Below are 14,543 nucleotides of genomic sequence, written 5' to 3'. Positions count from 1 at the left end.
AGGGTGATTGCCCTGTTCAGGGCACCCCTTGAAATGGACCAAAGCCATCCCCAATCAATACCCACCACACCAGGCGTGAGCGGTGTGGGCGCTCATTGCAATGTCAATCGGCGTCCGGGACTCCCGGCCACCGAACCACATTGTTCCGAGTAGCTGAGCAACGATGAGCTGGGCAGAGATGTCCACGCGAGTAATCCTCAGTGAGCAGTTTAATATCAGTGTGATTGCACCAGCGGCGATGGGGCGACGCCCTATCGAGAATCCTTCGGGATTCCGGAAGCTGAGGGGGGTAGCATGGGTAGCCGCATCCCTCTCCCTCAGCTAACTATGGGCAACGACCCACTACGCACTCGTCCCTACCTTCACTTCGATGAGCCGCCACGCCGAAGCGTGATCGCTGCGGCAGTCGCCGACCCTGCGCACGTAGCCAGGTGGGAATTCTTGCCCTTGATTACGCAGATCAAGGTAATTCGCAAGATCAAACGCCAAGGGACGGTATTCACGCCCAAGCCGAAACTTCGCCCCATCAGCTACGCGTCCCATCATGACGCGGCGTTATACGCTTATTACTCGGCAAAGCTGACCAAGCAATACGAGCAACGCTTGCATACGCTCGGCCTGAGTGAGGTAGTGACCGCATTTCGAACCGGTGACGGTCGATGCAACATTCATTTCGCACGCGAAGCATTTGAGTGGATCAAAACGCACCGCCCCTGCGTTGCACTCGCCTACGACATCAGCGGCTTCTTCGACAACCTCAATCATCGGATATTGCGAGACAAGTGGGCCGACATCATCAAGGAGCGATCGCTGCCCGCGGATCATTACGCGATTTACCGATCACTCACCCGCTATTCCGCCGTCCAGCAGACCACGCTTTTTGCGACGTTTGGAATCAGCATTCATTCCCCAAAAGCCTCAGGCCGCACCCGCGTGTGCACCCCCAATGCGTTCCGGACGCGTATTGCCGATGCGGGTCACATCGAGGTGCACCAGCTGGATAAAGGCATTCCCCAAGGGACGCCCATAAGTGCAACGCTTTCCAACATCTACATGCTGGACTTTGACCGCAAGGTCGCGGAACAGATTGCGGCCTGGGGTGGACTTTATCGTCGATACTGCGATGACGTTCTCTGCATCGTTCCACCGGAACACGCGGTTGAGGCTAAGGCGTTCATTGAAGCGCTCGTGACGTCCATCAAATTGGAAGTGCAACCGGAGAAGCTCGAGGAATGCGCCTTTGGCGCTCCCGGAACAACCACCAAGCCAGCGTTGCAATACCTCGGGCTGACCTACGACGGACGCAAAGTGCGTCTTCGAAGCGGAGGAGTCGCCAGGTTCTACAACCGAATTCGAAAAGGTGTGCGACAAGCGAAGCGTGCGAGAGCAAAGGCAGCCCGTGTAAAAGGTGTATCTCTTTCATCAGTGGCCATCAAGCGCGGCAAACTCAATCGTTCTTATTTATACGCTGGTCCACGAAACTACGTCTCTTATGCGACGCGCGCTGCGCGGCTTACAAAAAGCGACGCCATCCAACAGCAAATTGCACGGCGCACGCGTGCGCTCGACGACGCCATCAAAGGCCCCGAGGCGGACGAATAGCTGACCGTTGATGCGCCTCATGAATGTTCTGCTCTGTTTCAAACAACCTTTAGCCCTTCGCCTCGCGATACACGTTACGCACAGGCAGTGATCGGTAGCGGCACCTTGAAGCCACGCAAACCTCAACACCTGTCGAAAGAACATTCGAACACCAGTGAGAAGCTTGACGCGAAGCACGATCCGATGACCAAACGCGTCACATTTCCGGCATCTCCCGCCGGGGGCCAGCACAGTCAAAACGCATCTGACGGCCGCTCCCGACTTAGCCATGCTCACGTCGACCCTCTGCGGTAGGTATCTGTCTAAGCGAGCAAATTTCGCTCAGACCTAAACTCGCAACAATTGCCGATGGCCGCACTGCGTGAACACCACGCTTTAGCGGCACGCTTCCTGCTTCGTGGAACCCCGCCAGTGCGTTGGAAGCTTTACGCACCGACAGGGACGGATTTCGCGGCATCAGATGCCCGCGGAACCGAGGGCTTATTGAAGTTGCGCCGATCCGCGCATGGAAACTAGCAAGGAGCAAGTGGAATGCTTCCAGCACTTTGGCGTCGCGACCGAGCCGCGCTATTTCTCCGCCGATTAATGAGCGGAACGGCCTTCCTAGGCTGTTTATTGTTGGCTCTGCCCAGCATGGCCACGTCTCCGGACAGCAAGGTCTACTTTGCTGGGGTCGCGTATACGAGCAACGCCGCCGCCATCGGCCAAGCTTTTCCGCACGTTTCGACCGCACTGGCCAGCGGCGGTGATGCGGCACTTAACCAGCGCGTTCGAACGTTCCTCCAAAGTCAAACGCTTCCTGAAACGATTGCCTTTGATTCACTGGGTTCCATCAAGGACGCCGCCAATTCCACAGCATTGGCGCTTGGCGTGGATCGTGAAACCACCTCGGTCGAACACATCGGCAGCGTCTACAAGTTGCGCATCGAAGTGTCGGCCCAAGCGCTCTTCTTTGACTTCAAAGAGAAGCAAGTGCTCGGCGGCTTTCCTTTCATCATCGATTTCATCGACGTAAGCCCGACCCTGCCGAGCGATGAACAAATACAAGCTGCGTATCACAACCTTCTCTTTGGTGCGCCGGGGCAACACGATTTGGCCAGTGAGTTTGCCAAAACACTGGCCCGTGCTTCCGTACCGTTGGCGTCGAACAAACATCTTCGAGTGACTTCTTCCACCTTGGGGCCGAAAGCGCTTGATTACCTGCACCAATACGCACCTCAAGTTGACGCCTCCACACTTCCCCAAGAAGTCGCCGAAGCATTTGGTACCTACTTGGGCACCAACCAACACCTTTCAGTGCTGCCCTACAGCAGCAATCAAGCACTGGGCTCCTCGATGGCCGCGCGGTTCATCGAAGGAGAAGTCTACGATTTAAAGATCCCCGAAGCCGATTACGACATTCACTTGAACGTCGCGGGCTTCAAGAAAATTGCCCAGTCTCAGACCAGTGTCGATGCTCTGTTCCTCTATGGAGCGTTTGTTGACATCAGCGTCCTCGAACCGCTGTCGGGCAACGTCTATTTCTCGCAACGCGTCAAGCAGGGCGAGTCCAAGACGGTGCCTATCACGCAGACCTCCGTGGACGACTGGCCGGCAACGCACGACACCCTGCTTAGCCTTTTTGACAATTTCACGCGCTCACTTTCTGACTCCAACAACCCATGGTTGAAGTCAGGCTTGTCAGACGACAAGCAAGCCCGTGATCAGTTTTCATCTCTAGGGGAGTTAATCCAATCATGTCGATGAAGCCGTGGCTTATCGGCGCGCTGGCTTTCAGCGTTGCCGCGCTGGTCGTTCCTGTGCACGCGCAAACTGTTTCCGAAAAGGGGATGGCCAACGTGGAGTATACGGGCTGGTCGTTGGGCGCCCCCGAGCGCCAAAACGCCTTGAGGAAAGCCGAAGCCAATGCCTTGGAGCGCTATATCGCCGATAGCAATGCGGCGAAGTCTCGTATCTTTGAAGCACAGCGCGATCGCATTACTGCCCATATCGATGATTACATCCTGGGCACCACCGTCCTGACCGAAAACCAAGACAAACAAGCCAAGACGTATAGTGTCGTGATCCGTGCCGACATCAACAGCACGCGACTGATGAATGACCTTGGCACTGGCTCGGCTTCCGCATCCGATATCGCTGCTTCGGGCCGTGGAACCATGACGTTCCTATTCCTGGCACGTAACCAGTCCAGTGTGCAGAGCTTCGACGACAAGGTCTACAAGCGTACAGACGTCGACAACAGCATGTCGCGCTCTACCAATGAAGGCGAGTCCGTCCAGGCCCACGACGTCAGCACTACCGACAGCATGCAGCAGCACACGAGCGATGCGACCACTACCGGTGGCAGCGTGACCCGTAAGGCCGACAAGGTGGATTGGAGCGTCACTAACGCCGGCGAGGTTGACACTGCCATGACAGGTGTCTTCTCGGACGCTGGCTACGACGTGGTTGAAGCGGATCAAGTTGAAGGTGCAAGCGGTGGCCTCGTCAACATCGCCAACATTCGCGATGCATACAGCCATGGCAACGACCTGCCCTCCACGGTGATGTACAACACCACGCAAGGCGTGCAGCGGGCAGGCATCGGTTACTTCGCTCTGGGCACGTTAGACGTCGGCATGCCCGATCGCGACCCCGTCAGCGGCAACATGCGCGTCTTTGTCACCGTCACCGGCAAGGTGTTCAACGTTCAAGGACGCTTCGCGCGCACGCTCGCCTCGATTGGGCCGGTGCAATACGCCGGGTTGGGTCCGGATGCATCCGTTGCCCGCACCAACGCGCTCAAAGAAGCCGCCAGCCAAGCCGCCCATCAGATGGTGGATGAGCTGAGCAACAAAGGCATCCATTGATTCCACGCAAGGTTGCGTAAACCAATCACTATCACAGGGGACACATCATGAAATCATCCAAACTTTTTCTCGCCGCGAGCATCACTGTCGGTCTTTTTGCAGCCACCTCCGCAAGCGCACAGTTTCATCTTCCGACGTCGCTGAGCAGCACCTCTTCCGGTTCATCGACCGACGCACTGGCCGCACAAGATGCGCTCGTCAAATCTTTCGTGGCATCGCAGAGCGAAGTGCTGGCCGCTCAATCACTCTTGGCCCAGGCCTATGGCCTGAAGGATCAAGCCAAACTGTGCGATGACCAGCAAAAAGCACTGCAGAGCACGAGCCTCGATACGGAGACACTTGAAAAGACCGTGGACATCTCCAGCAAAGCTAACGATGAGATCACCGCGCAGCAGGCCAAACAGGCCACGCTGACGGCCGAAGAAAAAGAGTATTACGCGCAAAGCCTGCCCCACTTTGCCAAAGGTGTGCTCGGCACGCATGACGTCATCGTCCAGGCGGAGAAGTTCACTACGACTGCAAAGGGGTCGATGAGTGGCTTGTCGGGCCTGACCAGCGGTATGACCAAGTTGAAGGCCGGCGCTTTTGTCGCGAAGTCGACGCCCTCCTATTCCAAGAACTTGTTTGACGTATTCCGCAAAACGATGACCATCAGCCAGAACAACGGCGTCAAGGTGCCCTCCGATGCGACCCAGGCACTGGGCGGGCTCGAATAAGGCTAGCGCGATGACCCCCTCTTATAGGTTGAAACTCATCTACGGTGGCCTTTTGGCCACCGTGTCATTGGCCGCTTGCCAGCAGCATGCGGCTCCCTCCACCACTGCGGCTGCGACGCCATCCGTGGCGGCAAGCCAAGCCGTTGCGCAGACGCCCAAACCGATCCGCACTAATCCAGACTTTGGCGGCGTGACCACACAGCATGTCGAAGTGACTGCGACAGGCCCTACCCTGGAAGCGGCAGTCGACAACGCCATTCGGATGGCCATTGAAGAGGTCAACGGTAAGCAAGTCAGTGGGGGCACCGCCCAATTTGCGACGGGTGTAAGCGCTTCATCCGGCGGTCAAAGCGCGGATGTCTCTTCATCGGCCTATGCCAATTGGGTCGCCAGTGCGACCTCGGGTGCTGTCTCGCATTTCCAGTTGCTGTCGCAGAAACAAGTCAACACACCGACCAGCACGGACGAAGAAAGCCTCAAAGCCAACCAGGGGGCAAGCTGGAATAAGGGCAATGTGGATGCCTCTGCTAGCGCTAATGCATCAGGAGGCGATGCGTCGGCGAATGTAGCCGAGGGCGTTAAAGGTTCCTGGGATCAACACCAAGGCGCGGCGCAGGTGGACTATCAAGGGAAGCACACCGAATATGCCTCGCAATGGGAAGTTCGCATTGGTGCCGATGTCGCCACCTACCGTGAAGCTGCGAGCGCCAAATTGACCCGCGTGGTCGTGGCCCAACCGCAAGTCCAAGGCGCCACGTTCCAGGTTGGCGATAACACCATCCCGGCCGACTCCATTGCGTCGGACATTCAATCCAAGATTGCCGAAGCACTGACCCAGACCCATCGTTTTACGGTCCTGGATCGCACGGCGGATGCGCAGATTAATCAAGAAATCGGCCTCATCCAGTCGGGTAACGCAACGCCCTCCGATACCGCAAGGCTGGGTCAGCAATTAGCGACCGATTTGATCGTCATTCCGACCATCAATCGGTTTGAATATGTGCGGCACGAGCAAGCTTTGCGTATGGCAAATCGCACGCTGGTGAGTTATTCCGGCGGCGGCGAGGTGTCGTTCCGCGTGGTCAATGCTGCAACGGGTCAATTGGTCATGTCGCAGTCGTTCAACTATGCCTTTCCTTCCACAGAACCCACGACCATGGGCGTCTCGGTGGATGGCAACAAGCTAGCCTCTGACATGATGGACGCAATGGACCGCAGCATCATCACGTCAATTTTGCAAAGCACGTACCCACTTTCGGTATTGCAGCTTCAGGGCCGCAACGTCGTCATCAACCAGGGCGGTGATGCAGTTCAAGAAGGCGCTACCTATCAGGCAGTCAACCTTGGTAAGCCGATCGTTGATCCGCAGTCGGGTCAATCGCTAGGTCCCATGGAAACACCATGCTGCAGTGTGCAGATCGATCGCGTAACCCCCAACCTCTCGTATGGACATATCGTGGAAGACAATGTTCATATGGACGCATCCTTCACTCCTGGAAGCATGGAGCTCCGTAAACAGATCGCCATGAATACACCCTCTAGCACAACGGCATCAGCGCGATCTGAGCAACACGCAAAACCTCACGCAACTGCTAAATCAAAGGAAACACCATCCACCAATGATTCCAATTGGTAGTTTAAGCGGGTCATACCCCTCCATTTGGCCCACGGTACTAGTGAGAGCGGGCTAACTTTGTCATCCATCCTGTAAGGCTTCGTCGGCGCGGTATTGTCCGGCGAGCCTCATGCCGGTGATGTCGCCTAAGGGGGAAAAATAACCGGCATGCTAAATCTGCTTAGGAGATCGATCCGGATGGAGTCACAACAAAATCATGCCGTGGATGTGTCCGATGTTTCTCATGGCGCCGCCGCATATAGGTCTGTTACGTATTGTACCGGCGGTCTAATCTCGTTCCCGTTAGATGGCGGTAAATTTGGCCTGGCTCCTGTCTGGAACGACGGTAAAGTTGAACATACAGTTCTTCCATCCAACCATGCCTTGGCTGAAGCGACAAAAAACCTTGGCGTTCAAACAGTCGGCACCAATCAGATCATTGATGATGGCATTGCATCCACGGAAATCTGGCGTCCTCGTGATAGCCTGATGACCAATGGACTCAGCGGTGCCGATACGTGGGCAGCTATTTCGACTGGAGCGCATTTAGACAAGAACGATACCTATGCGGATGCCGCAAGGTATGTCTCTGTGTCGATGCAAGCTGCGGGTGTGCGTCTGCGTGACGTGGCTAAGTGTCATCATGCTCAGTTGATCGAGGCCTTGCTGCGCAAGAAGGAGGTCACGGTCGGTTTTAAAAACGTGCCGCTGTTGGATTTGTACGTAGCCTTCCACTCTCTGGCATCCGAGCTGTGCAGTGCTCGAGATCATCTGGTTCGCATTGCAGCGCTGCACGTAGGTGCTAAAGAATCCCTAGACGATATGATTCGCCTGGAAGCGTGGCTAAAGAAGGAAGCCAACCAACACCACGCTGCAGAGCCGCTCACGAAATTATTAACGTCAGCCTGGGGCACAAAAGAATTGCCCCAATGGCTACGCAAGCTCAGTGATGTTCGCAATCAGATGGTGCACCGTCAGCCGTTGGCGGCCAACCCTGCGGCAGCTATGTTGCGACTAAGAGAGGCGACGGCTCCTTTGGTAGGAACTATTAAGACGATTCGACTGGCTCCCGCGCCGCATGACGAGAAGTATCTCTCACTTACGCCCGACCCATTTGAAACGTTGCTCGGATATTCCGAACGTGTGCAGCAACTGGTCATCGAAGCGAGCAAGCTGGCTCATTACAGGCCGACTTTGATGGCTTTTAAAAGCACGGCATGAGCGGACCGACTGGGAGCAGGCACTTGTCCAATATACGTGTTAGAGGGCCGTGACTAGGTATCGAGCGCCACGCGTACTTCCTCACCATGGAGATAAGCCGGTGGTCACCAGGGGCTCCCGACCGGGTTTATTTGATCCTGCGTGATGCACTTTGATCAGGCTGAGGTGCTATTGCTAACTCAATGCATTCAATTCCGTGCGGTCGCATCTTGTTGTCTAACGCTTGAGTTAATGCGGCGCCGTCGGCGTCCGCTTTATGAGTAGCTAGGTGTGTGCACGCTAGCACAACGTGTACCACGGCACCGATGAGCTGCCACCCGGGTGTCCGCGAGCCGGACAAACGTCCGTGCCACGAATGACATAGTGTGGAATAGAGGAACTCCCCGCTGAGTGGCCGCGCGCCGGGCAAAGCTCATTGCCACGTATTTGGTAATGCGGCACCGATGAGCTTCCCTCAACATGCCCACGAGCCGGGCAGACATCTGTGCCACGGATTGAATAATGTGGAACGGACGAACTTCCTCCGGGATGTCCACGTGCTGGGCAGAGTTCATTAGCCATTGTTGCTTTCTCCAACGTCGCCCTTGGTCGATTGCATATCTTCCACATGGTCATAGCGCATGACAATTTTCATCTTTTCGTCGCGCACTTCTGTAGTCGTGGAGAGATCGATGGGTGTCGTTCTGGGATGTCCATACGTATTGCGATCCAGCGGCGTGCTAGTGGGAAAAAGGGGCATCGTAATGTTCAACCCTTGCAGATGGGCGTCGTGATCACGTGAGGTTAGCGGTATCTGATAGGCCTGGTTTGCAAACGATAGAACCAAAAACATGTATGGAAAAGGTGCCTCTTCCTTCGCCCGCCGTAGCAGACTCGCCTGTACTTGATCGTTTGGCAACGGTCCGGGATGCATGGTTTGATAAATCGTGCTCCCTCCAATTGTTCGGACGCTGTGATCGGGATTCTTTATCCACTGCATGAGGTCGTCGAAGTTCGCAAGTTCGGGCGCGGGCATCATGGTTAGTCCGATCCGGACGAATGCTTTCATGACAGCAGCCGGGGTGTAGGGGTCACGTGGCAAATCGAATGTAATTGCTTTCTTTTCCTCATCCACCGTATGCGGCATATGGTCTTGATGCGCGGAGATCGCTAGACCTCCCTTTGCTCCTCCCTCTATCCGCCAGCCTGATTGCCCCTTCCCGACTAACTTGGGAATGCCGTTTTGACCGTGAACACGCAACATCGTGCGGGCCGGCTTCGTCCAGTTGCCAAGATCGTTTTCAATTCCACCACCAAATATCTCGTTGCATGTGTCGCACTCGTAGTAGCTGATCAGACCTCTATTGCCTAAAGACTGAGGGACGACGTGTGCCTTCTTGCTGAAAGAAACCTCAGGTTTCATCTTGCTGCAAAACCGACAAACACGTACGTCTTTTTCACCCAGACGTTCACTGTAACCTTTCCTCATCCACCAGAATCCTATTTGTTCATAAGTGTTCTGATAGAAGGCCAGACTTTGAAGCTCTTCTGCGGAAAAATTCATCGTGGAATCTCGCTGTGGAAGTTGGGTTTATACCGCAGCCCCGTGGGTGGCTATCGCGAAGAGCCCGCCGCAGGAGTAGCAAGCCCGTCAGATTTATTCTGGGCCATGATTGCCAAGGGATTACCAGGAGGAGATGACTCCACCCACGTGATTGCCGACAACGGAACAGTGCTCGCGTAGCCGCTTCCCCATAGTGCACAGAACTGTGGGCCACAACCGATCTCTCTTTGCTCGGAGAGATCGCCGTTGGGCAGCTTCACAGTAACTACTGGCGCGTTCTTGAAGTTGTTGTCGGCCGCAATTCTTGCCTCATGTGCTCCCAACCGAAAAAAGGGCACCGTCAACAGAGCAAACGCGAGTGTCAATCCAAAGATCAGCTCGTAGACGAAACAAAAGATTAGAAAAATCACTAGGAGCCTTAAAAACACCGCGGCGAGCGGTCTCCGTCGTTGACTCTCCACATGTCCCGTGGGTTCGACTTTCTGCTTAGCGCGTTTGTTTCCTAACCGTTCGAAAAAGTATGCAAACGCTGACCAGATCAGTCCCCCGCTTGCCATCAGAAAAATCAACCAGAGCCAATGGACCCTAAGCATTTTGCCGACGGCGTTTGCGAGCAACCCCACCGTGTCACCCCATGCCTCTATACCATCGATCAGCATGCCGGACGTGTCCAAGGGAAACATCCCCTGGTCGAGATGGAGGTAGTCATACCAACCATCGTGATAAGCGCGACCGATAAAATAAGTCACCGGTGTCATCATCGCGAAGAAGAGCGTCACCGCGGTAAATATCTGAACAGTCCGTTGAAGGCGCGTTGACGGAATTAGCATTGGCGGCTGATGGGTAAGTTGATGCGATCCCGTGTGCGACATCAGAGGCTCCTTGGCGTTGGCGCAACGCATTCCGTCGGTCGGTGGCGTCGCCTGTCGTCTTCGAGTTCTATCGACGCCTTCCAGGCAACCTTGAATTGGGCTGGAGCGGCGATATCGAAAGGCTTACCCTTTTTTCATGGAGGGTTCTCCCGTTCGGTCTCAAAAAGTGAGACCACTAATTCTTATCGTGTGAGCGACCGTCTCCACCACGGATGGTCGGGGACGGTGATCCGGTGTGCGCCATGGGGTTTGTATGTCCAACGTTGACAAAATTTGCCTGCGGCTTCTGGCCCGGTGCTTGGTCCCAGGAATCATCGCAATCCCAATTGCGATGGGGCTTTCCGGATTTTCCGATGCTTTCCCTCGACTTGGGGCATCGTCTTCGTCCGTGGATATTCCTTGGCTCGTCGCGTTGGTGATCGTTTTGGCGAGCATGGGAATTTTCGCCTTCCAAGCCGTGCGAATCTGGCGGTGGACGTCGACTGCTCCTCGCGCGCCTTCGTGAAGGCCCTACGGGTACTATCGTCGATGCCTGGGATACCTTTCTAACCACGTTAAACTGTCGTTGTGAGTCGGACTGGCTGTGCGTCGAATTAGCGTTGGACGCTTGCACTGGAATTCCAATTCACTACCACGACCACGCAGTTCCTCGCACGACAGCGATAAGCACTAACCAAACGCACCAGATCACGCGGACTTTGCTGTTCGATTACCGAGTTCAGCACAAGCATGCGAATATCCTCTAGTGATGAATGGCATCAGCCGGGGTGAAGCCCGGCTGATGATTTTCACCGCCGATCTCGGCCAATCATTTTCAAAGATGAGATCAGGAACGTCAGCTAAGAAATCGACGTTGCTCGCCCCTTGTTCGGGTACGACCTACCATGCAGACCAGATCTAGGTTGTGTCACCCGAATGGTTTTGCAATGTGAAAAGTCTCGGAGTAATGAGCCGCCGCTCAAGCGCCCACGCACCTTTTCGAGCACAAACGCGTTGCCGAACCAGCGGCGGACGCTTCCCAATGCTCAGTGAATAAGAACGACGGCCCAATCGGACAAGCGCCCACAGCTTCATATTGACGGACTAACGGATATGCACTCCTGTTGAGTCAAACTCAGCGCTTTCGTTCCCCTTTGGCAAAAAAGAGTGCCAATGCTGCACGCGTTGAGAAAAAACATTCAAATGATGATCGCCCAAAAGTGCTAAAGATTGCTTTCGCAATGCCAGCGGTTCAGCACATACATCCAGATCTGGAGGGCACCCGGCCGTTTCCTCGGGATCCTTTGCTAGTTGCCTTAATTGAACAGCGGCACGGTGGTAATACGCCAGGATATAAGGCCTTGAACGCCACGCCTCCGTAGAGAGTGGAATCTGGAGTAGTAAGAGCGTAACGCAGCCGCACGCTGGCACCCAGCGTCGAATGGAGTTGCGCTCTAACTTTGGCCGATCTTTTCGCTGACAAACTCCAGCCATCATCATTAAAAGCGCGAACAAATTGAGTTGATATCGAAGAACGTATCGGCCCTGTTCTAGGTAATGGTCACCATAGGTGGTTACGCGAAAAACGAGAATGCCGCCGAGCCACCCGTAATAGAGAAGCATGAGACAGACGGAGATGAATATTGGCAAGTTGTAAGGGGCTCTCGCCGCCTTCCACCAAAACCATCCGTGTGCGGCCACTAGAGCCAGAGCAATGGTCACTTCCATTCCCGTCCACGATGCATCAACCAGCATCTTGAAATGACTGGACATCACCATGGATTGCACCAACGGTGTCGCAAACCATGACCATACGTCGCCCGCATGCAAATGATCGACCAATAAACCTAAATAATGAGGCAGTGGAAACTTCGGTATGCCACGGACCAATGGGGCAAACATATAACACGTTCGTATCACGACCATGGATAAAACCACGACTAGAAGTAGTGTCCAGACACCCCGGTCGCGCCGTCGATGGTCAACGAGCAGCAGTATCCCCAACGCCATCAGTCCCGCGACCACCGTAATCACTGCACTATCGTCATCGACAGCACCTAGCCAGAGTGTTACTCCTCCCAAAAGCACATAGCGCTTGTGGTTTAAGGCGTGCCAGAGAACCCCCCAGAAGACAAGTATCGGGACTAAGGTTAAATACTCCATCGTTACCAACGACCACGTCCATATTTCCGTTGCATTCAACGAAAAAATGACCGCGCAGATAGATGCCCAAGCAAGTTCGTTGTAAGCATGTGTTGGCCCGGCACCCGATTTCGGCATCAAGAAAAAGCGAATCATCAACGCACATAGTGCAGCCGCAAGCACCCCCACGATGGCCTCGAGCGAGAAATCTAAGTCAAAATAGCGTAGCTCAGCCCACAAAATTGCCTTAAACATGGGCTGCGCATGATCGAGGCCTCTTCGCCTAACAAAAAAATCAGCAAAAGTCAGCGTCCCATTGAGTGCTTTACGAACAAACACGTCGAGAAAGTACCAGGCATCCGAGCTGATCACCGGGTTTGTCGTGCGCAAGACAAAATAGAGTGCATTGGTAAACGATAGGACGAATACAGCCCATGCAAATAGGCGGACAATCTGGCGCCTCTTATCAGCGAGCACGGATACCCTTGTGGCATCGGGCGAACGGGGTGCGATGCCGATCGATGTCGCTGTCGGGCACCGCCGCCAAGCGGACGAGCATGGACTGCTTGTCCGCACTCAGCGGTGTGTTGGCTTCGAGAGTGAAGGCAGTCGTTTTTTCAGCAGTCTGGTTACTCATTTGGTCGTGCCCTTACGGAGTCGGCGACGTACCACTTAGGGAGCCCACAATGCATACAGACCTTTGAAGCAGAGTTCACTGCCAAAAAATTTGGCTTGTAAAATTTTTTCCCACATCGAGGACAGCGGAACGATGACGCAATCGCATTGAGTCCAATGAGTGCAATAAATAGACAAAGTCCGAAGATCTTTTCGGCACCACGAAATTCAGGGAACGACAATACAAACAGGATCAATATGCCGGCAATGAAAACACTCCAAAAAGCATTTTCGATAAACCGTAACCTGCGCCACACATCCGCGTACTTTTGCGACTCTCGTCTTGAATTAGTCATTTTTTAAGTTGATTAAAAGGCAGTCCAACACACAACTCTTCCCGGAACCGCCGAGTTCAGAGACCGACGCTTTGAGTTGTCATTGCCGCGTATTATTGATGAGTCCTCACGTACGGAAACATAAGTGTAGGATGCTCAAAAAAAAGATAAATAAACATTCCCATGCCAATGACGCCAAGCGCGTAAAGAACACGGGCAATGTATATTCCGTTTCGTACACCGCGTCCATAATCCAAATGAGGCAAGCTCGTGTCGAAAATCATCCTTACGACCTGGTTGATCGAGTTAGGAATCCACCAATGTAGCGAGCCGTCGGAAGTCCGAAAGTGCCTAGGATCAGCCTTTGAAAGCCGCAATGCAACGAACCAAATTATGATGACGATCCCCATAAGAAATGCACCGAAAAAGTTCAACAAAGTATACGTAAGCATTTCGGCATCCCCTTTCTCATTGCATTGCTTGTTATGAAATCGATCAGCGTGTGAAATGCGAATCCACAATAGCAATTCTCACCACAACTTATTGTTCGAATTCGCGCGACCCTAGATTCCCCCATCGGGTGCAAAGCTGTTGAAGGCGGACATCATTTGCCCCAATGTCGGCGACACGGTCGTTGCCGTGTTGGTTGCACCTGAGTAAATACCGCCACCCACGGCAAATCCGCCTTTCGTTCCTCTCATCGCGCCAAGGTTGAGATTGCCGCAATCATCGGGACTACCAAAAGCACCCAATCCTCCTAGCACGCCGACATCAGCTTCCCAGTAGGGCGCTGAATCCAATCCAGTTGAGGGGGCGGCAGTGTCGGCAAATTCAAAGTTACCGCCCGCGCCCACAAAATATCCTCCAGCAGCAGGAGCACCCAAATTTCCCTGGGCCTGTAAATATACAGACGAATTCCACCAATCGAAATTGACGCCAAGGTTAAGACTCACGCCACCGCCGGTTCCGGGAACGTTGAGCGTACCACCCAGTCCGAGAACAGCCTGGACGGCTAGCCCATAAGGATCGATATAGAGCAACGGGTTGCCTCTCA

Annotated in this window: 11 protein-coding genes; 6 read left to right on the top strand and 5 right to left on the bottom strand. The window is 54.3% G+C overall.

The window, feature by feature from the left end:
* Positions 1-294: 294 nt before the first annotated feature.
* From drt2 to EKH79_RS03505, 6 genes are all read left to right on the top strand, one after another.
* Complete coding sequence (gene drt2 / locus EKH79_RS03530; protein WP_126672426.1) at positions 295-1,602, top strand: antiviral reverse transcriptase Drt2; 1,308 nt, start codon at positions 295-297, stop codon at positions 1,600-1,602.
* 531 nt (positions 1,603-2,133) lie between these two features.
* A complete protein-coding gene (locus EKH79_RS03525; protein WP_126672425.1) occupies positions 2,134-3,348 on the top strand; it encodes a hypothetical protein in 1,215 nt (404 codons plus the stop codon).
* Positions 3,339-4,451, top strand: coding sequence for a hypothetical protein (locus EKH79_RS03520; RefSeq protein WP_233590167.1), 1,113 nt, complete (start codon positions 3,339-3,341; stop codon positions 4,449-4,451). Before EKH79_RS03525 ends, EKH79_RS03520 begins: the two co-directional genes overlap by 10 nt.
* Before the next feature lie 47 nt (positions 4,452-4,498).
* A complete protein-coding gene (locus EKH79_RS03515) occupies positions 4,499-5,167 on the top strand; it encodes a hypothetical protein (RefSeq protein WP_126672423.1) in 669 nt (222 codons plus the stop codon).
* 10 nt (positions 5,168-5,177) lie between these two features.
* Positions 5,178-6,803 carry a CsgG/HfaB family protein gene (locus EKH79_RS03510; protein ID WP_158621185.1) on the top strand — a complete coding sequence of 542 codons (1,626 nt, stop codon included), beginning with the start codon at positions 5,178-5,180 and terminating at the stop codon, positions 6,801-6,803.
* A 147-nt stretch (positions 6,804-6,950) separates the two neighbouring features.
* On the top strand, positions 6,951-8,003 hold the full coding sequence (locus EKH79_RS03505; RefSeq protein ID WP_126672421.1) for a hypothetical protein: 1,053 nt from the start codon (positions 6,951-6,953) through the stop codon (positions 8,001-8,003).
* Between the two features lie 553 nt (positions 8,004-8,556).
* Here the strand turns inward: EKH79_RS03505 and EKH79_RS03500 are convergent.
* The 5 genes from EKH79_RS03500 to EKH79_RS03485 all read right to left on the bottom strand — a co-directional run bounded on the left by EKH79_RS03500 (position 8,557) and on the right by EKH79_RS03485 (position 14,529).
* Positions 8,557-9,546 carry an HNH endonuclease gene (locus tag EKH79_RS03500; protein ID WP_126672420.1) on the bottom strand — a complete coding sequence of 330 codons (990 nt, stop codon included), beginning with the start codon at positions 9,544-9,546 and terminating at the stop codon, positions 8,557-8,559.
* A 50-nt stretch (positions 9,547-9,596) separates the two neighbouring features.
* Positions 9,597-10,418 carry a hypothetical protein gene (locus tag EKH79_RS03495; protein WP_126672419.1) on the bottom strand — a complete coding sequence of 274 codons (822 nt, stop codon included), beginning with the start codon at positions 10,416-10,418 and terminating at the stop codon, positions 9,597-9,599.
* 1,083 nt (positions 10,419-11,501) lie between these two features.
* Positions 11,502-13,016 carry a hypothetical protein gene (locus EKH79_RS03490; RefSeq protein ID WP_126672418.1) on the bottom strand — a complete coding sequence of 505 codons (1,515 nt, stop codon included), beginning with the start codon at positions 13,014-13,016 and terminating at the stop codon, positions 11,502-11,504.
* Positions 13,006-13,176: a hypothetical protein gene (locus EKH79_RS18840; protein WP_158621184.1), complete on the bottom strand. Its 171-nt coding sequence runs from the start codon at positions 13,174-13,176 to the stop codon at positions 13,006-13,008. The genes EKH79_RS03490 and EKH79_RS18840 overlap by 11 nt, the downstream gene beginning before the upstream one ends.
* Before the next feature lie 876 nt (positions 13,177-14,052).
* The gene (locus EKH79_RS03485) at positions 14,053-14,529 is read right to left on the bottom strand and encodes a hypothetical protein (protein ID WP_126672417.1); all 477 of its coding nucleotides are present in this window, start codon (positions 14,527-14,529) and stop codon (positions 14,053-14,055) included.
* Positions 14,530-14,543: the final 14 nt, after the last annotated feature.

It is taken from the genome of Dyella dinghuensis (assembly GCF_003977615.1).
Lineage (GTDB): Bacteria > Pseudomonadota > Gammaproteobacteria > Xanthomonadales > Rhodanobacteraceae > Dyella_B > Dyella_B dinghuensis.
This window is presented reverse-complemented; position numbering and strand designations above follow the sequence as displayed.